At 70.2% G+C, this 20054-nt stretch carries 17 protein-coding genes; 13 read left to right on the top strand and 4 right to left on the bottom strand.

All coding sequences use genetic code 11. The features are described from left to right. On the top strand, positions 1-648 hold a 648-nt coding region (locus tag ACVCAG_RS17845), incomplete at its 5' end, for an RNA-guided endonuclease InsQ/TnpB family protein (protein WP_447190048.1). Positions 649-699: 51 nt separating this feature from the next. After that, the gene (locus tag ACVCAG_RS17850) at positions 700-1563 is read left to right on the top strand and encodes an alpha/beta fold hydrolase (protein WP_440084434.1); all 864 of its coding nucleotides are present in this window, start codon (positions 700-702) and stop codon (positions 1561-1563) included. A gap of 56 nt (positions 1564-1619) precedes the next feature. Here ACVCAG_RS17850 and ACVCAG_RS17855 read toward each other — a convergent pair whose 3' ends face one another. Then, positions 1620-2354 carry a PaaI family thioesterase gene (locus ACVCAG_RS17855; RefSeq protein WP_440084433.1) on the bottom strand — a complete coding sequence of 245 codons (735 nt, stop codon included), beginning with the start codon at positions 2352-2354 and terminating at the stop codon, positions 1620-1622. 387 nt (positions 2355-2741) lie between these two features. After that, positions 2742-4103 (bottom strand): type I glutamate--ammonia ligase, encoded by a 1362-nt coding sequence (glnA, locus tag ACVCAG_RS17860; protein ID WP_440084432.1) that lies wholly within the window; start codon positions 4101-4103, stop codon positions 2742-2744. 193 nt (positions 4104-4296) lie between these two features. Here glnA and ACVCAG_RS17865 point away from each other — a divergent pair, with 193 nt between their 5' ends. The 9 genes from ACVCAG_RS17865 to ACVCAG_RS17905 all read left to right on the top strand — a co-directional run bounded on the left by ACVCAG_RS17865 (position 4297) and on the right by ACVCAG_RS17905 (position 15922). Then, positions 4297-5241 carry a hypothetical protein gene (locus ACVCAG_RS17865; protein ID WP_440084431.1) on the top strand — a complete coding sequence of 315 codons (945 nt, stop codon included), beginning with the start codon at positions 4297-4299 and terminating at the stop codon, positions 5239-5241. Between the two features lie 34 nt (positions 5242-5275). Next, entirely contained in the window at positions 5276-5821 is a 546-nt protein-coding gene (locus ACVCAG_RS17870; protein ID WP_440065317.1) for an EF-hand domain-containing protein, read from the top strand. Between the two features lie 167 nt (positions 5822-5988). Then, positions 5989-6936: a terpene synthase family protein gene (locus ACVCAG_RS17875; RefSeq protein ID WP_440084430.1), complete on the top strand. Its 948-nt coding sequence runs from the start codon at positions 5989-5991 to the stop codon at positions 6934-6936. A gap of 206 nt (positions 6937-7142) precedes the next feature. Next, positions 7143-9077, top strand: coding sequence for a histidine kinase (locus tag ACVCAG_RS17880; protein ID WP_440084429.1), 1935 nt, complete (start codon positions 7143-7145; stop codon positions 9075-9077). Positions 9078-9162: 85 nt separating this feature from the next. After that, positions 9163-10647: a BTAD domain-containing putative transcriptional regulator gene (locus tag ACVCAG_RS17885; RefSeq protein ID WP_440084428.1), complete on the top strand. Its 1485-nt coding sequence runs from the start codon at positions 9163-9165 to the stop codon at positions 10645-10647. A 2-nt stretch (positions 10648-10649) separates the two neighbouring features. Then, entirely contained in the window at positions 10650-12806 is a 2157-nt protein-coding gene (locus tag ACVCAG_RS17890; protein WP_440084427.1) for a histidine kinase, read from the top strand. Between the two features lie 221 nt (positions 12807-13027). Beyond that, positions 13028-13351, top strand: a complete 324-nt coding sequence (locus ACVCAG_RS17895; RefSeq protein WP_440084426.1) for a hypothetical protein — start codon at positions 13028-13030, stop codon at positions 13349-13351. 225 nt (positions 13352-13576) lie between these two features. Then, the gene (locus ACVCAG_RS17900) at positions 13577-15361 is read left to right on the top strand and encodes an NAD+ synthase (RefSeq protein WP_440084425.1); all 1785 of its coding nucleotides are present in this window, start codon (positions 13577-13579) and stop codon (positions 15359-15361) included. 63 nt (positions 15362-15424) lie between these two features. Continuing rightward, positions 15425-15922: a hypothetical protein gene (locus ACVCAG_RS17905; RefSeq protein WP_440084424.1), complete on the top strand. Its 498-nt coding sequence runs from the start codon at positions 15425-15427 to the stop codon at positions 15920-15922. A gap of 274 nt (positions 15923-16196) precedes the next feature. Here the strand turns inward: ACVCAG_RS17905 and ACVCAG_RS17910 are convergent, their stop codons facing one another. Continuing rightward, positions 16197-17510, bottom strand: coding sequence for a hypothetical protein (locus ACVCAG_RS17910; RefSeq protein WP_440084423.1), 1314 nt, complete (start codon positions 17508-17510; stop codon positions 16197-16199). A 715-nt stretch (positions 17511-18225) separates the two neighbouring features. On the opposite strand from ACVCAG_RS17910, the gene ACVCAG_RS17915 reads away from it, so the two are divergent. Beyond that, positions 18226-19065, top strand: coding sequence for a Scr1 family TA system antitoxin-like transcriptional regulator (locus tag ACVCAG_RS17915; RefSeq protein ID WP_440084422.1), 840 nt, complete (start codon positions 18226-18228; stop codon positions 19063-19065). Next, complete coding sequence (locus tag ACVCAG_RS17920) at positions 19050-19295, top strand: DUF397 domain-containing protein (protein WP_440084421.1); 246 nt, start codon at positions 19050-19052, stop codon at positions 19293-19295. Before ACVCAG_RS17915 ends, ACVCAG_RS17920 begins: the two co-directional genes overlap by 16 nt. Before the next feature lie 127 nt (positions 19296-19422). Here the strand turns inward: ACVCAG_RS17920 and ACVCAG_RS17925 are convergent, their stop codons facing one another. Continuing rightward, complete coding sequence (locus ACVCAG_RS17925; RefSeq protein WP_440084420.1) at positions 19423-20049, bottom strand: TetR/AcrR family transcriptional regulator C-terminal ligand-binding domain-containing protein; 627 nt, start codon at positions 20047-20049, stop codon at positions 19423-19425. Positions 20050-20054 lie beyond the last annotated feature (5 nt).

Genomic DNA, 20054 nt, shown 5'->3' on the forward strand with positions numbered 1-20054 from the left:
GCCGAACCGCTTCCCGCGACCGGCGCGGTCGTCGGCATCGACCTGGGGGTGGCGTCGTTGGTCACCACCTCCGACGGAGACCACCTGGACAACCCGCGCCACCTGGCGGCGTCCGCAGACCGCCTCGCCGTCGCGCAGCGGGACCTCGCCCGCACCAAGCGCGGCTCGAAGCGGCGCCGCAAGGCTGTGGCCCGGATCGCCGCCCTGCACGGCAAGGTCCGCCGCCAACGCCTCGACGGCGCGCACAAGGCGGCTCTGCACCTGGTTCGTGACTACGACGTCATCGCCCACGAAGACCTGCGGATCGCCAACATGACCCGCTCGGCGTCCGGCACCGTGGAGACACCCGGCCGGAACGTCACGCAAAAGTCCGGCCTGAACCGCAGCCTCCTGGACGCGGGTTGGGGGGTGTTCCTGCGAATCCTCGCGGACAAGGCTGAAAGCGCCGGTCGAGAGCTGATCGCAGTGAACCCCCGAAACACCTCCCGCACGTGCGCCGCCTGCGGCCACGTCGCGAAGGAGAACCGCCTCACCCAAGCCGGGTTCCACTGTCAGCGGTGCGCTCATACGGCGCACGCCGACGTGAACGCGGCGATCAACATCTTGAGGGCAGGGCTTGCCCTTCGCGACGTCGCGCAAGCGGCTTAACGAGAAGCCGCTCCCTTCAGGGAGCGGAGGAGTCACGTCCAAGGAGAACCGATGAACCCCGTCCTCAGTGATGTCGAGGTCCCCGGCGGCGCGCTGCGTGTCGCCCGCTTCGGCACCGGGCCCCGCGTGATCGTGGCGGTGCACGGCATCACCGCCTCGCTGATGGCCTGGGCCGGCGTCACCCGCCGGCTCCCCGCCGAGTGGTCGCTGGTCGCGATGGACCTGCGGGGCCGCGGCCACAGCGCCGGGCTCCCCGGCCCGTACGGCCTGGCCGCGCACGCCGAGGACGTGAACCTCGTCGCCCGCTCCGTGGGCGCCGAGTCCGGCATCGTGCTCACCGGTCACTCGATGGGCGCCTACGTCGCGGCCCTCGCCGCCGCGGGACACGACTACGCCAGGGTGGTGCTGATCGACGGCGGGCTCCCGCTGCCGCCGCCCCCCGGCGCCGACCCCGACGCGGTCCTGGAGGCCACGCTCGGCCCGGCCCTCGCCCGGCTGGACCAGACCTTCCCGAGCGTCGGCGCGTACCTGGACTTCTTCAAGGCCCACCCCGCCTTCGCCGAGGCGTGGACGGAGGAGGCGGAGGAGTACGTCCGCTACGACGCGTCGGGGCCCGAGGGGGCGGTGCGCTCACGGGTGCGGCGGGAACCGGTCCGCGAGGACGGCCGGTGGATGCTCACCGAGGGCGAGACGGTCGGCGCGGCGCTGCGCGCGATCACCTCGCCCCTGTCGCTGCTGCGCGCCCCGCGGGGGTTGCTGAACCAGCCGGTCGGCATGCTGCCCGACGAGCTGGCCGCCGTGTGGGCCAGGCGGCTGCCCGCGCTGGAGGACGAGGTCGTCGACGACTGCAACCACTACACGATCCTCTTCGACGACCGCTGCGCCTCGCTGATCGCCGAGCACCTCTCCCGCTGAGCCCTCCGGCGGCTCCCACCGAGCTTCCGGCGGGAGCCGGCCGGACCGGGCGCGGGTCAGCCGGCCTGGGCGGGAGTGATCCAGGTGGCCTTGGCCGAGGCGACCAGGGTGCCGTCGGTCTCGTAGACGGCGCTCTCGCCGAAGAGCTTGCGGCCCTCGCGGCCGGTGGCTCGGGCGACGACGGAGTAGGTGCCGCCGGGGTAGATCCGGCGGTGGATCCGCGCGGTCAGGCGGCCCAGCAGGGCGAACTCACCGGGCCCGAAGTGCGCCCAGCCGGTGGGGCAGTCGAGGGCGGCCCACAGGATCGCGTCGGGGACGGTGCCGTCCGCGTCGGTGATGGTCATCGGGACCCGCCAGCCGGCGGCGACCAGGTCGGTGCCGGGCACCGGGCCGGGGAAGATCCGCAGGCCGTCGCCGGGATCGCGCAGGCCGCACGCGAAGCAGCCGGGGAAGGCGTGCCCGACGAGACCGGCGAAGCCGCCCTCGGCCTTCGCGGCCTCGTTGAAGGGCACGAAGGCCGGGACGTCGAACTCCTCGGCGACCGTGATGGCCTCGACGAGGAGCTTCTCACCGTGGGTGAGGGTCGCGGTGTTGGCGAGGTGGCCCAGGGACAGCTCGGTGTCCAGCGGGGTGGGTGCGTGCAGCGTGACCTCGACGGCCGAGTCGTGCCGGGCGCCGTGCAACGCCTCCGAGACCGTACCCGCGATCCAGCCGCCGTTCGCGGAGCCCTCGGGACCACGGAAACGCGCCGGAACGGTCAGCACGGTCTGCAGCTCGGACGTCGTCGTCATGCCGCACCTCCTGTCGCCTTTATGGCGATCAATCCTCAGAAATCACGTTAATCGGACCGACCGATTTTACCGGACTGCTTGTACATACAGCCAACTCGGGCTCGATGACGACCTCATTAGCTGCGGGTAACGCCGGTATGACGTTCGGCGGGCGGTCCCGGAGTACCTCGCCGGGGCGATTCCTCGCCGCGGGGCCCGGGTCACCGCCCCCGCCCTCCGGAGAGGGCGGGATCTTGTCATTCCGCCGAGGGTTTCTCCCTCTGCCGCCGCAGGACTTCCTCTCCTACGGAGCCTCCTGCCACCGGAATCGACAGGGGGCGGGGTCGGACGGCTCGTCGCCGTCCGACCCCGCCCCCTTTACGGTGTAAGAATCAATCTGACCCGGGATTACAGGACCGGCAGGTAGCGCCCCAGCTCGAACTCCGTCACCTGGCGGCGGTAGTCGTTCCACTCGGCGCGCTTGTTGCGCAGGAAGTAGTCGAAGACGTGCTCGCCGAGGGTCTCGGCGACGAGCTCGCTGCGCTCCATGACCGCGATGGCCTCGTCCAGCGACTGGGGCAGCGGCTGGATGCCCAGCGCCCTGCGCTCGGCCGAGGTCAGCGCCCACACGTCGTCCTCGGCGCCGGGGGGCATCTCGTACCCCTCCTCGATGCCCTTCAAACCGGCCGCGAGGATCACGGCGAAGGCGAGGTACGGGTTGCAGGCGGAGTCGAGCGAGCGGAACTCGATGCGGGTCGAGCCGCCCTTGTGCGGCTTGTACATCGGCACCCGGACCAGGGCGGAGCGGTTGTTGTGGCCCCAGGAGACGTAGCTCGGGGCCTCGCCGCCCGCTCCGGCGATCGCCTCGGCGCCGCCCCACAGCCGCTTGTAGGAGTTGACCCACTGGTTGCAGACCGCGGTGATCTCGGCGGCGTGCGTGAGCAGGCCGCCGATGAAGGACCGCCCGATCTTGGAGAGCTGGTAGTCGGCGCCGGGCTCGTAGAAGGCGTTGCGGTCGCCCTCGAAGAGCGACATGTGGGTGTGCATGCCGGAGCCGGGGTGCTCGGTGAAGGGCTTGGGCATGAAGCTCGCCCAGATGCCCTGCTCCAGCGCGACCTCCTTCATGACCAGGCGGAAGGTCATGATGTTGTCGGCGGTGGTGAGCGCGTCGGCGTAGCGCAGGTCGATCTCCTGCTGGCCGGGGCCGCCCTCGTGGTGGCTGTACTCGACGGAGATGCCCATCGACTCCAGCATCATGATCGCGTTGCGCCGGAAGTCGTGTCCCGAGCTGTGCGGCGTGTGGTCGAAGTAGCCGCCGCCGTCGATCGGCTCGGGCCGCTCGCCGCCCTCCGGCCGGCTCTTCAGCAGGAAGAACTCGATCTCCGGGTGGGTGTAGAAGCTGAAGCCCATATCCGAGGCCTTCGCCAGGGTGCGCTTGAGCACCCAGCGCGGGTCGGCGTGCGAGGGCGAGCCGTCCGGCATGAGGATGTCGCAGAACATGCGGGCCGCGCCCGGCGTCTCGCTGCGCCAGGGAAGGATCTGGAAGGTCGACGGGTCGGGCTTGGCGAGCATGTCCGACTCGTAGACCCGGGCGAAGCCCTCGATGGCCGAGCCGTCGAAGCCGATGCCCTCGGCGAAGGCCCCTTCGAGTTCGGCCGGGGCGATGGCCACCGACTTCAGGAACCCGAGCACGTCGGTGAACCACAGCCGGATGAACCGGATGTCGCGCTCCTCAAGGGTACGGAGAACGAACTCCTGCTGGCGGTCCAAGGCTTCTCCTTCATTGCCGACGTGCTGCAACACGCCTAGTGGTCTCCCAGTTTGCCCTCTCAGTGTTTCGCACACGTTACGAGGAAGAACGGTGAGATGTGGCATCCGGCCCGTCGCGCCTCCGCGTGGCGGCCTCCCTCTCCTCCTACAGTGTGCGACCGGAGCCGCTGGAAGTTCGATCCGGGGGGAAACGATGACGCGTACCGAAGTTCACGGACCACCGCACGCGATCTCACCACCGGCCAGGCTCACCGAACGCCTCGCGGCACTGGTGATGCCCTGCCCCGTCCATCCGTCGATACACCTGGTCGAGGCCGCGGCGGCCGACTGGGCGCGCGCGGCCGGGCTGGACCCCGACCCCGCCGCCTCCCGGCTGGCCGGGCGGGCGTTCGCCCGTTGCGAAACCGGCGCGGTCACGCCGCTGGCCCGCTGGCTGACCTGGATGTCGCGCCTGCGCCAGGCCCCCGAGGCCCTCACCCCGGTCCTCGCCGTGGCCGCGGGCGGCGAGCCGGGGCCGGCGCCGCTGGAGCGGGCCTTCTCCGGCCTCTGGGCGGCGTGCGCGCCGAGGATGAGCGGCGCGTGGCGCGAGCGGTTCACGGCCGGGCTGGCCGCCCAGCGCGAGGCGATCCTCCCGCGCGAGCCAGCCGCGGCCCTCTCCCCCGGGACACCCGCGAAGCCGCGCTCCTCCGGGGCACCCGCGGAGCCCTGCTCCTCGGGGACACCCGCGGAGCCGGGCGGGGACGCCTTCGGCCGCTACCTGTTCGACCTGGTGGAACCGTGCCTGGGGGTGGAGGTGCCGGCCCCGGTGTGGCGGAGCCCGCAGTGGCGGGCGCTCGTCGAGGCGAGCGGCAACGTGGCCGCCCGGTGCGAGGAGGCGGTGGCCGGACGCGGCCATGCGGGCACCGTTTTTTTGGAACGCTCCAATCGGGAGGCGGAAGAGTGGATCATCGACAGTGTCGCCACCCGCATGGAGGAGCTGTGGACGGCCGCCCGCGCGATCCCCGCGCTCACGGAGCGGCACGACCTGGGCTTCGCCGCCTCCCGTGAGGTGACGCGGGTGGCATGCGCTTTCTTGACCATCCCTCGGGCTTACCTGGAGTGGCTCCTGGAAACACCTCGCTATCGTCACTTAGGGTAACGGTTCGATTTCGACAAGTAATGCTGGAGTAACGATGAGCACCATGCTCCTCAATCACAAGCTCGACCGTGCCTTCGGGCACATGGACGTCGACGGCAGCGGATCGATCGAGCGCGAGGACCTTCTCGGCCTCGGTGCCCGGATCCTCGTCGGCTTCGGCGAGTCGCCGACCTCCCCGGCCGGTCACAGGCTCGCCCAGGGCTTCGAGGGGATCTGGCGGACCCTGGCCGCGGAGATCGACACCGACGGCGACGGCGCCATCTCGTCCGAGGAGTTCCGCGCGGGCATGACCTCCGCGTTCATCGAGGGCGACCACTTCGACGCGGTGTTCGCGCCCGCCGCCGAGGCGGTGGCCGGCCTGTGCGACACCGACGGCGACGGGGCCGTGGGGCCGGACGAGTTCTGGACCATGATGGCCGCGTTCGGCACCGCGCGCGAGGACGTGCGGGCCACCTTCGAGCGGCTCGACGGCGACGGCGACGGCGTCGTGTCCGTGGGCGAGCTGGTCGAGGCGACCCGGCAGTTCTACACGAGCGCCGATCCGGAAGTGGCCGGCAACTGGCTGTTCGGTCCGCTGTAGTGGCGCTCACCCCGACGTTCGGCGATCCCCTCACCCGTTCCCGACCCCACCCACAGCCCTTGTCGCACTCCATGTCACTTTCCCTGTCCCCTTCCTCCTCTTCGTCCCCCTCGTCCGCCGCGCCCTCCGGAACACCGGGCCACCCGGGGCCGCCGCGGCCCTCGGGAGTGGCCGCGGCGCTGCTGCTGCCCCTCACCGAGCTCGTGCCGGTGATGTCGGCACCGTGCCCGATGCACCCCTCGGTCGACCTGATCGGCACCGAGCTGGCCGCCTGGGCCCGCGAGGCCGGGCTCGAACCTCCCTCCGGCGCCGGATTCGAGCGGATGGCCGGCCGCGCCTTCTGCGGATTCGGCGTGGAGTCGGCGCTGCTGTTCGCCAAATGGCTGACCTGGCTGTTCCACTTCGACGACGAGTGGGACGAGAAGCCCGCCGGGCGCGCGGCCGAGATCGTCGGAGCCACCTTCGCGCGGCTCGACCTCGTCGCACGCGCGCCCGCGCACGCCTCCTCGCCCGTCGAGCTTGCCTTCGGCGACCTCTGGAAGGCCACCACCGGGCGGATGAGCACCCGCTGGCGGCACCGGTTCCTGGCGGGGCTGGCGGCGCAGGGCGAGGCCTGCCGTACCGAGGCCGAGAACCGCTGCGCGGGCCGCGTGCCCTCCCCCGCCGAGTACCCGCGGCTGCGGCGGGGCACCGCCGGCCCCTACCTGTTCGACCTGGTGGAGCCCTGCCTGGGGGTGGAGGTACCCGCGGGACTGCGCGAGAGCACGACCTGGCGGACGCTGGTGGACGCCTGCAACGACGTCACCGCCTGGTGCAACGACGTCGCCTCGCACCACAAGGAACGGGCCAACGGCGACGTGCACAACTACGTGACGGTCGCCGCGACCGCGTTCGGCCTCTCCGACACCGGAGCCGTCGCCTGGGTGAACGACCGGATCGCCGCCCGAGCCGAGGACCTGCGGACCTCCGCACGGCGGCTGCCGGCGCTGTTCGACCGTTTCGGGTTCTCGACCGGCCAGGCCAGGGACGTCAGCAAGGTCGCGTGCGCCTTCCTCACGGCGCCGAGGGCCCAGCTGGAATGGCTCCTGGAGTCCAGCCGGTACGACGTGCCGTGACCCGGTGACCGGCCGCCCCCACCCGCGCGTACGTGCCCGGGCGGGGGCGGGGACCGGCGGGCGAACCGGATCCGAGGCGCCGTACGAGATCCGACCCGCGTTGATCGCTCGTTGATTAAATTGCGGTCTGCGCCGGTTAAGGTCCCTTTAAGCACGAATGAAGGGCCTAAACCATCATGCGCGGGCTGTACCGGGGAATCCCGAGGGTGACGCCCGTCCAGAGGCGGATCACGGCGGTGCTCGCCGCCGCCGCGTCCGTGGCGATGGAGTGCGTCAACATCTGGGTCACGGCGCAGCTCCCGCAGCCTTCCTACACACCGCTGCCGTTCGCGCCCGAGGACGTGGCCGGCGCCGTGTTCCCCATCCTCGGTGCGCTCCTGGTGTTCCAGCGGCCCCGGCTGGTCATCGGCTGGCTGCTCTGCCTGGGCGGGCTGTGCTCCGCGCTGAACAGCCTCACGGTGAACCTCGCGCTCCTGGACACCACGCGAGAGTGGATGGTCCTGCCGAAGGCGATCTGGGCGATCGCCGGGGTGAGCTGGAAGCTGACCATCCTCTTCCTGGTCGTGCTGCTGCCGCTGCTCTATCCGGACGGGAAACTGCCCTCCCCGCGCTGGCGGGCCCTGGTCTGGGGCTCCGTCGCCGTCCTGGCGGCCGACGTGCTCGTCACGGACCTGATGCCCCTCCTCGGACAGCGGCCCGTGGGTTCCTCCCCCCACCTCCTGCGGTTCTCGCTGGACATGCTCACCAACGCGATGATGATCCTGGCCTTCGCCTCGCTGGCCGCCCGGTTCCGGCGGGCCGGTCACGAGGAGCGCGGGCAGATCCTCTGGACGCTGGTCGCGCTCGCCACCGTGATCGTCCCCTGGGTGGTCGGCAACCCGGTGTGGTGGCTGGCGTCGTTCACGATCCCGCTGGTCCCGGTCGCGATCACCTTCTCGGTGCTGCGGCACCGCCTCTACGGAATCGACACGCTCATCACCAGGACGCTGGTCGGCGCGGGCCTGGTCGGCGTGATCGGCGGGGTGTACGTGGCGGTGGGCGCCGCCTCCAGCCTGTTCCTGTCGGACGTGGACCGGATCGGCGGCCTGGTCGCCGCGCTCTGCGCGGGGGCGTTCTTCCACCCGATGCGGCGGCTGCTCCAGCGCGGCGCCGACCGCCTCCTGTACGGCGGCAGGGGCGACCCGGTGGCGCTCGCCGCCGAGCTCGGGCGCAGGCTCCAGCGCACCGATCCCGCGGGGGGACTGGCCGCGGCCCTGGACGTGCTGCGCGACGGCCTGGCGGTCACCGGCACGGGCGTGCGCTTCCAGGGCGGCTGGCCCGAGGAGTCGACGGTGGGGACGCTGGAGGAGGTGGCGCGCGACATCCTGCTGGTCTGGCACGGCGAGCCCGTCGGCCGCCTGCTCATCGGCCCGCCGGGCGCCCGGCGCCTGCCGGCCGCGCACAACGAGCGGGTCATCACCGCGCTCACGCCGTACGTGGCCGACGCCGCCCACGCGGTCCGGCTGGTCGGCGCGCTGCGGCGCTCCCGGGAGCGGATCGTCACCACCCGCGAGGAGGAGCGCCGTCGTCTCCGCCGCGACCTGCACGACGGTCTCGGCCAGTCGCTCAGCGGGATGGCGATGTCCATCAACGCGGCCAGGCTCTCCCTGCGCGCCTCCCCCGAGACGGCCGAGCGCATGCTCGGCGAGCTGCGTTCCGGCATGGACAGCGTCACCGACGACATCAGGCACCTGGTGTACGGCCTGCGGCCGCCGGCGCTGGACGACCTCGGCCTGGCCGGGGCCGTGGCGGAGATGGCGGGCCCCGACGTCGCCGTGGAGGTCAGGGGCGAGCTGCCGGGCCTGCCCGCCGCGACCGAGGTCGCGGCGTACCGGATCGCGCAGGAGGCGCTGACGAACGCGCGCAAGCACGCCGGGGCCGCGACGGTGCGGGTGTCGCTGGAGCGGGGCGAGAACGGCCTGAGCGTCCGGGTGCGCGACGACGGGATCGGCGTCCCCGCCGGGCGTCGCTCAGGGGTCGGGCTGGCGTCGATGCGCGAGCGCGCCGCCGAACTGGGCGGGACATGCGTGATCACGACGCCTCCCGAGGGGGGCACCGTGGTCGAGGCGATACTCCCGGTGAACTTGAATGTGAAGATCTGACCACCGATGATTTCTTACGGCTCGCGAACGATGGTGAGTATTGCCCTATGACGTTGGTTCAGGTAGCCCTACCCTTGCGCCTGCAATGCTGACATTTCGTGCTCTTGGCCCGTTCCAGGCCCTTCATGGTGAGACATCACTCGACCTCGGTGGCCAGCGCCAGATGGCGGTGCTGGCCCGGCTCCTCGTGGCCGGTGGCCGCGCCGTCCCGGTGGCCATGCTCATCGACGAGCTGTGGCCCGGTGAGCCTCCCGCCCAGGCCCTGTCGACCATCCAGGGATACGTGTCGCGGCTGCGGCGCGCCCTGGAACCCGGCCGCGCGCCACGGGAGGAGGCCGAGGTCCTGGTCTCCGCCCCGCCGGGGTACGCGCTGCGCGCCTCGCCCGGCCAGGTGGACACCTGGAGTTTCGAGAGCGCGGTCAAGACGAGCGGCGAGCCCGCCGAGGTGTGGGAGCGCCTGGAGGCGGCCCTCGCCCTCTGGCGCGGCCCGGCCCTGGCCGAGTTCTCCGACCTGCCGTGGGCGGTGAGCGAGGCGGGCAGGCTGGAGGAGCTGCGGCTGATCGCGGTCGAGCGCCGGGCCGACGCGGGGCTGCTGCTGGGACACTCCGGCGCCCTGGTCGCCGACCTGGAGGCGCACGCCTCGGCGCATCCGCTGCGGGAGGAGGCCTGGCGGCTGCTCGCGCTGGCCCTGTACCGCAACGGCAGGCAGGGGGACGCGCTGGGCGCGCTCCGGCGCGCCAGGATGATGCTCCGCGACGAGCTCGGCCTCGACCTGGGCGCCACCCTGCAACGTCTGGAGTCCGACATGCTGGCCCAGGCCGTCCATCTCCATCCGCCCGCGGAGCCGGTACGGGCCGCGGAACCGGCGGCGGCGGCGCGCGTGACGCCCGCCGAGAAGCGGGCGCTGCCGGGGCTGCGGGTCGTGGTGGTGGACGACCAGGCGCTGGTCCGCACCGGCCTGCGCGTGGTGCTGGACAGCGAACCCGGTTTCGAGCTGGTCGGGGAGGCCGAGAACGGCGAGCAGGCGATCACGGTGGTCAGGGAGACCTCCCCCGACCTGGTGCTGATGGACATCCAGATGCCCAGGCTGGACGGGCTGACCGCCGCGCGCAGGATCCTGGCCGACGCGGCGCCGCCGAAGGTCGTGATGATGACCACGTTCGGCACGGACGACAACCTCTACGCGGCGCTGCGGGCCGGGGTGAGCGGGTTCGTCCTCAAGACGTCGGCGCCCGAGCAGCTCATCACCGCGATGCGGGCCGCGCAGGCCGGTGACGCGCTGATCGACCCCGCCGTCACCACCCGCCTGATCGCGGCCTTCGCCGGGCGCACCGACCCGTCGGCGCCACCCGGCCTCGCCGGTCTCGGCGACACGGAACTCGACCTGATGAAGCTGGTCGCCCGGGGGCTGACCAACCGGCAGATCGCGGCGACCCTGGCGGTCCCCGAGCGGTCGGTCTCGCAGTCGGTGGTCAAGCTGCTCGACCATCTCGGGCTGTTCGACCGGGCCCAGCTCGTCGTCACCGCGTACGAGTCCGGGCTGGTCAACCCCGGCGACGTGGGCAGATAGCCGTGTCCCTGCGGCACCGCGACCGCGGCCGGGTGCTCGACGGCACCGGTGGCGTGCCCAGGCGGGTCGTCGACGCGGTCACCGTGGCCGGCACCGTGACCGAGGACGCCCCCGCCTGGCCCGCCACCTCGCTCGCACGCGGGCTGCTGCGCTCCCCGCTGCGGCTCGCCGCCCTCTCCACGGCGCTCCTGTCGGTCGGACTCACCGTGATCGGCCTCGTGCTGCGTCTCGACCTGCCGCCCGGGTGGCAACCACAGGAGCCGGCCACGCCCGACCTGGCGGCGGGACTGACGTTCCCCGTGGTGGGGGCCTTCCTGCTGGCGCACCGCTCGCGTCCGGCCACCGCGTGGCTGATGTGCGCGGGTGGCCTGATGTGCGCGGTCAACTCCTTCTCCGAGGCGGCGATGTTCACCTTCGCCGCGGCGGGCGACATGGAGTCCGCCGGGTACCTCCGCCTGAGCATGATCACGGGAAAGGCGGCCGGCGGGTTCCTGCTGGCGATCCTGTTCCCGCTGTACTCCCCCGACGGCCGGCTGCCCTCGCGGCGGTGGTGGCCGCTGGCGGCGGCCGGCGTGGTCGTGTTCTCGGTGGACATGCTGCTGAACCTCACCCGCCCGGACCCCGACCCGGCGCTCTACCCCTGGCCGCGGGTCATCCCCAACCCGCTCGCGGTGGACTTCCTCGCCCCCCACAACATGGCGGCGCGCGGGGTCACCGCCGTCCTGATCTCGGTCCTCGCGGTCCTGGCGCTGGTCTCCCTGGTGCTGCGCTTCCGGCGGGCGGGCCCCGAGCTGCGCCGCCAGATCGCCTGGCCGGTCTTCGCCTTCGCCGTCTACGTCGCCTTCCTGCTCGCCGGTCCGGCCTGGTGGCTGGCCGGGACGATCTGGACCGGGCTGATCCCGGGGGCCATCGTCTTCTCGGTGCTGCGCTACCAGCTCTACGGCATCGACACGGTGGTGAGCCGCGCCTTCGTCGCCGCCGGGCTGATCGCCGCGGTCAGCGCCATGTACGCGGTCGGCGCGGTCGCCGGGCTCGCACTGTCGGGATACGACCGGATCGGCGGCCTGGTGGCGGCCCTGCTCGCCGGGGTCGTCTTCCAGCCGCTCCGGCACCGGCTCAGGAGCCTGGTCGACCGGCTCATGTACGGCACGCACGGCGACCCGCAGGCGCTCGCCGAGCGCCTGGCCAGAGAGGTCCGCGAGACCGAGCCGGCCAACGCGCTCGCCGCCGTCGCCGCCGTGGTCAAGGACGGGCTGAGCGTCACCGGCGTCGCCGTCGAGGTCTACGAGCCCGGTGCCAGGCAGGTCCAGGTCGGCCTGCTGGGCCCGGCGCCGCGCCGGGTACCGCTGGTCTGGCACGGCGAGCCGGTCGGGCGGCTGCTCCTCGGCTCCCCCGGCCCCCGCAGGTTCGCCGCCGCGCACAACGGCCGGCTGGTCGCGGCGGCCGTCCCGTACGTCGCCGACGTGGCGCACGCCGTGCGGATGACCGCCGACCTGCAGCGCTCCCGGGAGCGCATCCTCACCGCCCGCGAGGAGGAACGCCGCCGCCTGCGCAGGGACCTGCACGACGGGCTCGGCCACGCGCTGACCGACATGGCCATGTCGATCAACATGGCCAGGATCAGCCTGCGCACCGCCCCCGCCTCGGCGGACAGGCTCCTGCTCGACCTGCGCGGCGGCATGGACGCGGTCAGCGAGGAGATCAGGGAACTGGTGTACGGCCTGCGCCCGCCCACCCTCGACGAGCTCGGCCTGGCGGGGGCCGTACGTGCCCTGGCGCAGGAGGGCACGCCGCGGGTCGCGGTGGAGACCGAGGGCGACCTGTCGGATCTGCCCGCGGCGGCCGAGGTGGCCGCGTACCGCATCGCGCAGGAGGGGCTGACCAACGTCCGCAAGCACGCGGGGGCCGGCTCCGCGGTGATCTCGTTGCGGCGCGGGGAGTCGCTGGTGGTACGCGTCCAGGACGACGGGCGCGGGCTGCCCTCGGGACCGCGCTCGGGGGTCGGGCTGCTCTCCATGCGTGAGCGGGCCGCCGAGCTGGGCGGTACCTGCGTGATCGAGGCGGCCCCGGGCGGCGGGACGGTCGTGGAGGCCGTGCTGCCGATCCCGGCCGCACCGATCACGGCGGGCCGCCACACCCGGATCTCGCCGAGCCTTTAGGGTCCACCCGTCGACGAATGCTCATGTCCAGCGAGAAACCATACTTTCTCGAAAATTGCCAAAATAAACAAAAATAGGCAAAATCAAATCCTTCTTAACTTACCCTGAAAATAAGAAAGTGGGCAGTTCGGTCCTTTAGTCCGAACGGCTTGCCTTATATCTTTCCCCCTAATCACGGCCGTCGAGCGAGCTCTGCTCGCGGCTCGATCAAAGGAGAAGGCATGTACGGCAAGCGACAGCTGACGGTGCTCGGGGCGGCGCTCCTCGCCGCACTCACCCTCGGACCCACCTCGTTCTCACAGGCCTCGGCCACGCCGGATCCCGAGCCGGGCGTGACGGCGAACACCCCGCAGAAAGGGACCATGACTGATCCGGCCCCATCGGCGGAAAACCCGAGGGACTACTGGCGGGGATATCGGGACGGCTACCGGGCCGCCGCACGGGACTGCCGCAGGGCCACGTCACGCAGCTACATCGGGCGGCCCAGCGACTACGACAGAGGGTGGCTGGACGGCTACGACGCCGGATACGCCCGCTTCTGCTGAACGGCGGAACCAGGACCCCGGGCACACCGAAGCACGGTGGGCCTCCGCGAGTCCGGCGCCGGGTACCGGGAAAGGACCGGGAAGTGGGCCGAGGTCCCCGGAGGAGGCCTGACCGGGGAACCCGGCGACGGCAGGGGTCACCTCTTGGCGTCCGCGCGTCCATCGGCGGCCGGGGCGAGATCACCTGCACGGCGGGCTCCGGGCACGCCCCAATAGGATGGCCACGTGGCTCAACTCCGCATCGCCCTGGCCCAGAGCAATCCCGCCGTCGGTGACCTGGCCGCCAACACGGACAGGCTCGTCGAGTGGACCCGCCGAGCCGCCGACCGCGGCGCGCACCTGGTCGTCTTCACCGAGATGTTCCTGACCGGGTACCCCGTCGAGGACCTCGTGCTGCGCACCTCGTTCGTGGAGGCGTCGATCGCCGCGATCGAGGAGGCCGCGCGAAGGCTGGACGAGGCGGGGCTCGGCGAGATCCCCGTGGTCGTCGGCTACGTGGACCGCGCGAAGCTCGCCCCGCGCGTCGGCCAGCCCAAGGGCGCCCCGCTCGACGCGGCCGCTCTGCTGCACCGGGGCCGGGTGGTCGTCAAGACCGCCAAGCACCACCTGCCGAACTACGGCGTCTTCGACGAGTACCGCTACTTCGTCCGCGGCGACCGCCTGCCGATCTTCCGGTTGCACGGCGTCGACGTGGCGATCGCGGTCTGCGAGGACCTCTGGCAGGAGGGCGGCCCCGTCGCGGTGGTGGCCGAGGCCGGAGCCGGGCTGCTCGTGGTGCCGAACGCCTCCCCGTACGAGAAGGAGAAGGACGACGTACGCCTGGCCCTGGTGGCCAGGCGCGCCCGCGAGGCCGGATGCGCCCTCGCCTACGTCAACCAGGTCGGCGGCCAGGACGAGCTGGTCTTCGACGGGGACTCGGTGGTCGTCTCCGCCTCCGGCGAGCTGGTCGCGCGCGCGGCGCGCTTCTCCGAGGAGCTGCTGATCACCGACCTGGAACTGCCCGAGGCCAGGTACGGAGGGCTCGGCACCTTCCAGGTGGACGCCGGCGACGGCACCGTGATCACGGTGGAGCGGCTGGAGCTGTCGGCCCACCCCGTCGAGCCGTACGAGCCGCAGGCCCCCACGATCGCCGAGCACCTCGACGACACCGCCGAGGTCTACTCGGCACTGGTCCTCGCGGTCCGCGACTACGTCGCCAAGAACGGCTTCCAGTCGGTCGTCCTCGGCCTGTCCGGCGGCATCGACTCGGCGCTGACCGCCACGATCGCCTCCGACGCCATCGGCCCCGACCGGGTGCACGTGGTGCTCATGCCCTCCCGCTACTCCTCGGACCACTCGGTGAGCGACGCCCAGGAGCTGGTCGACCGGCAGGGGATCAACGCCAGGACCGTGCCGATCGCCGACATCGTCAGCGGCTTCGAGAAGGAGATCGAGCTCTCCGGCCTGGCCGCGGAGAACCTCCAGGCCCGGGTGCGCGGCATGATCCTGATGGGCCTGTCCAACGAGCACGGCCATCTCGTCCTCACCACCGGCAACAAGAGCGAGCTGGCCACCGGCTACTCCACCCTCTACGGCGACTCGGCGGGCGGCTTCGCCCCCATCAAGGACGTGCTCAAGACCCTGGTCTGGGAGCTGGCGCGCTGGCGCAACGCCCAGGCGGGCCGGTCGGGCGAGTTCCTGCACGGGTTCGCGGTGCCGCCGATCCCGGAGAGCTCGATCGAGAAGGAGCCCAGCGCGGAGCTCCGCCCCGACCAGCGCGACACCGACTCCCTGCCCGAGTACGACATCCTGGACAGGCTGCTGGACGACTACGTCGAGAAGGACATGGGCTCAGCCGAGCTCGTCGCCGCCGGACACGACCCGGCCCTGGTCACCCGGGTGATCCGCCTGGTCGACCTGGCCGAGTACAAGCGCCGCCAGTATCCTCCGGGCCCGAAGATCACCCCCAAGAACTTCGGCCGCGACCGCCGCCTCCCCATCACCAACCGCTGGCGCGAGACCACCACCTGACCCCCGGACCGTTTCCGGACGCCGGGCTCCCCCGCCGGGGAAACGATCAGTACAGTCGACAGGGTGCGTCATGTCGCGGGATGTGCCCTGATACTGCTTCTGGCCGTCGGTTGCAGCACCGGCGGCCCCAGCCTCGACGAGGCCGCCCAGGTGCTCGCCCAGGACGTGAGTAAACTCGCACCCTTCCATCCGACGGCGAACAAAAAAATCGTCGACAATACCGGAAAAGGGAACGATAATTTCTCAAACTGCTCGAATAATGATACCGCTATTCGCTCATATCAAATCAGTGGCAACTTCGGTGAAGGTGTCCAGGCCACCCCTGCCGAGCGAGCCGACCTGCTTGGGCGGCCCTTACGCGACAAGTTACAACAGATCGGTTACGAAATAGATCGAAACGCTAGCTGGTCACAGCCTGGCCGAAGTGTTTCGATATTGAGAAAGACAGATCCAGGAATTACCCTTATCATTCTCCTGCAAGCTTCCGATCCCAATGTGGAGATCATCGGGAAAACCGACTGTTTAGCAGCCCCCAGCCCATTAGAGCGGGGCATTCGGTAGGCGGGCTTGTTCCCGGAGCTGCGACGCGACCTCTCGTAGATTGCGTGCGGCACTCCGACATTGATCTGCAAGACGATCGAGCTCTGATCGCTTTCGAACGAGGTCATTGTCAAAACGCTGAGCGGCGGATCCTGTCCAGATCGGACCATCACCGACCGTACCGGTCTTGATGCGGTCCAGGAGCACTTCGAGATTCTTTACGTAAGCATCGAACCTATCAGCCAGCGTTTCCTTTGCTTCAACCTTTCGCATCAGTTCGGCCGGTTCCACTCTCCTACCCTCCACGAGCCTTGAGGGCGGCCTTCAGGACCGGAGTCAACTGACCGGAGAATACCGCTCTAAGTTGGTCAAGGTCAGAACCACTGATAGCAGGATTGCCATGGAATTGGCGAGAAACATTAAAAGCGGACACCTGGGCATCAACAAGGGCGTCGAAAAAGCCCGAGGCGTCCCCCGCCCTGTCACCATCCAAGAAGTCTTCGATGAAGTCTTTCAATGGATTTTTCTGGGCTATGTCGGTCACCTTGCCAAACAACAGCTCATTCGCTGTGCCGCCAATAAGTTCGCCACTTGCCCCTGCGGTCAGGACATCCAGCGGAAGGACCAGAAGCTCTGTGATTATCTTATCGGTTTCGTCTGCCGAAAGATCGGCCTCATGCAAACCGCTGAACAGTATCGACGCCAGGGCCCCCGATGCGAGCGCTTTCTCATAGAAGCGACCACGCTGTTCCTGCCGATCACTCTCCGTTGAGGCATCACCGAAGGGATGCTCCTTACCCAGATCCAGACCCAACAGAAACCTGCCATAACCGCTCTTAAGCAGAGGTAACGTTTCAGGGCTCTGCAGCAGACCTCCAAAGAACATCGCAATTCTTTCAGGAGAGATTCCTTTCCACTCTTCGCTCGCAGAGACGTCCACGACATCGTTTTTCTGGTTCCAGACATCGATGAGTTCGGGAAAATACCGCGATATGTGTGTGGCGAGCACCCGGCCGACCGGAGATGGGGTGGACAGCGCGGGCCAGAAGTTCTTCCTGCTGTAGAGATCGATGATGTTAAGCCAGACGTCACGACGGAGGGTGACGTCCCCCGCGCCCGGAGCCAAAGCCCCGTCCAGAGCAGTGGCCAGTAGTTGCTCGAAGTCCGTGCCGTCGAGGCCGTTCATTACCTCGGACCGCAACAGCAATGCCGCGTTCTCGGCCGAGGCCAGAAATCGCTGGGTCGCCCCCGCATCCCCGCTCAACGCCTTGACCAGCCAATAGACGTTCCAGTCTTTCCCGTCCACCCGCGAGCCGCCGTATTGGAGCAACTTGGCTCCGGCCGCCAAGACGAATTCCCGCGACTGGCGAGCCAGGCCGAGGAGAGCGGCCATGTCCGCGATGGGCAGATCCCCCAACGCGCGGTCGCGCAGATCCCTGGGAAGGGTGCCCGCCGCGTCCGTTGAGGCGAACGCCTCGGCCAGCGGGCCCAGGTCCTTCTTCGCCTTCGCCAGGTTGGCGGGACTGTAGCCGCGCGCGTCGTTCTGGTTTCTCGCGCTCACCGCGGCGAAGATGCCCGCGAAAGTGCCTGCGCCCAGTGTGGTCAGCAACCCCGCCGAGTAGGCGGCGTCGACGGTCCTGCCCTTCCCCAAGCGCCTCCTGGACCTTCTTCCAGTTCTGGACGCTGGGGTCCTTCTGGTACGCCTGCCATGCCGTCAGGGTTCGTTTTCCGGCGAGGGTCCCGGCGGTCCGGGCCTCCACCGCGTCGCCGAACGCGAACTCCGCCGCCCTGAGGCCTCCTTGTGAAGTGGCGCCCTCGACGCGCTCGATCGTCTGGGTCCGCCAGGTCAGATCTCGCCGCGTCTCGTCAAGGAAGCGCCCGACACCATCGAGCACCTCGGCGCCCGGCCCGGCGGGCCAGTCGGTGCCGGCCTCGGCGATGGAGGCCGACAGCGAGGGCCTCAGCTTCTGAACGCGCTGCACGGCGTCGTCCATGGAGGTGATGAGCCGCCGCGCCCCTGCCGGATCAATGCCGACAAACTCCGCCATTCGACCCGGCCTCCTCGGGGCACAGACGCCAGAACAACAAAGCCTCAACAGATTATCGCGGATTCTCAACAAATGAAGATGTTGATAAGAAAAGACTGGCGGCCACCGGGGAAATATGCATCCAGCGAGACCCCTGGCTGCGGACCCAAAGTACTTTTCACCGCGTTTCGGATACGCGCTTCCTGTTGCGGCAGCGGGCCATTACTTTTCGTAGTGATCTGATGACGAAGCACGCGCCGGCCCCTCAGTGGCCCCGGCGCGAGAAAGGAGCCCGCGATGCCCGCCCCGTGGGAACCGGACGGTGAGGCCAGCCCGCTCGCCTTCTTCGCCTCCGAGCTTCGCCGCCTGCGCGATCAGGCCGGATTGTCACAGGACCAGCTGGCCCAGCAGATCGCCTATTCGACCGGCCTGGTCAGCATGGTCGAGAGGGCCAAGCGCAACCCGTCACTCGATTTCACCGAGCGGTGCGACCGGGCGCTCAACGCCGACGGCGCACTCAACCGGATCTGGCCGATGCTGACCTACGGCGTTCTCCCGTCACGCTTCCGGCCCTGGGTGGACATCGAACGGCAGGCTCACACCCTGCGGGGCTGGCATCCGTTATTGGTCCCCGGCCTTCTCCAGACCCCCGACTACGCCCGTACGATCCTGGAGGCCTACCCCGGAGCGACCGACGAGCGGGTGCAGGAGCTCCTGACCGCCCGCCTGGAGCGCCAGAAACTACTGGCGCGCGACAACCCTCCGCCGCTGTGGACCGTGCTCGACGAGGGAATCCTGCACCGGGGTGTCGGGGGTCCGGACATCATGCGCGACCAGCTCGCCGCGCTTCTGGCCGCGTCCGAGCACAGGAACATCTCCATCCAGGTCGTCCCCAGAGGCGCCTACGTGACCGGCGGTGCGATCGCGGGTCTGGAAGGGGGATTCTTCATTGCGAGCGTCGAGGGCAGCCTGGATAGTGTATTCGTGGAGTCCGCCGCCGTAGGGCACGTCACGGACCATCCACGCGACGTGGCGGCGATCTGCAGGCGGTACGAAGCGGTCCGCTCGGCGGCCCTGCCCGCGCGGGCGAGCGCCGACCTCATAGCGAAGGTGATGACGGAATGGCAGCAGACCTGACCGGCGCGACCTGGCGCAAATCTTCCCTGAGCGGCTCCAGCGGCGGCGAGTGCGTCGAGGTGGCGGTCGTCGACGCTCCTCGCACCGGATACAAGGCGGACCTCGGCACGCTGCACGTGCTGCGCGACTCCAAGAACCCCGGCGGGCCGAAGCTCTTCTTCACCCGGGCCGAATGGGACGTCTTCATCGCGGGCGTGAAGCTCGGCGAGTTCGACCACCTCGGCGACTGACACCCGCTTTCGGTCGCGAAGCGCTCAAGACACCGAAACCCCGGCGGTTAACCGCCGGGGTTTTTCGTCACGACATCCACGACGCCACCCGTACGAGAGGTCCCCCGGACAGCCGTACGGGGAAGCCTCAGGGGCCGAGGCCCGCCAGGAGGTGGTCGACGATCCGTTCGGCCAGGTCGGAGGACGCGGCGTAGTCGTCGACGCCCTCGGTGCGGATGTACCACACGACGGTGCCGACCAGGTTCGCCATCGCGAGGGGGACGTCGAGGCCGGCCCGCAGTTCGCCGGTGGCGACGCCGCGCCGCAGCAGGGCGGTGATCGCCGCCCTGCGCGGCTCGATGGTCGCCTGGCGGATGCGCTCCACCAGACGGGGGTGCCGCTCGGCCTCGTTCATCGCGATGTTCATCACGCAGCGGTTGCGCGCGTCGCACGCGTCGCGCAGGAACACCCGCGCGTAGACGACGAGATCCTCGCGGACCGAGACGCCCGCGACCGGGGGCAGCGGCGTCTTGAGCGTGGACAGCGCGTCGACGAGCAGATCCTCCTTGTTCGACCAGCGCCGGTAGATCGTGGTCTTGCCGACCCCCGCGCGAGCCGCGATCGCCTCGATCGACAGCTCGGAGAGACCCACGCTCTCCGCGACCAGGTCGAGGGTCGCGTCGATGATGGCCTTCTCCGCCCTGGCACTGCGGGGACGGCCCGCGGGACGGGGCATCTGGGCCCCTGCCGCCTGAATCTCGTCGGTGGTCGTCATAGCGC

The sequence above is a fragment of the Streptosporangium sp. G12 genome (genome assembly GCF_052983175.1).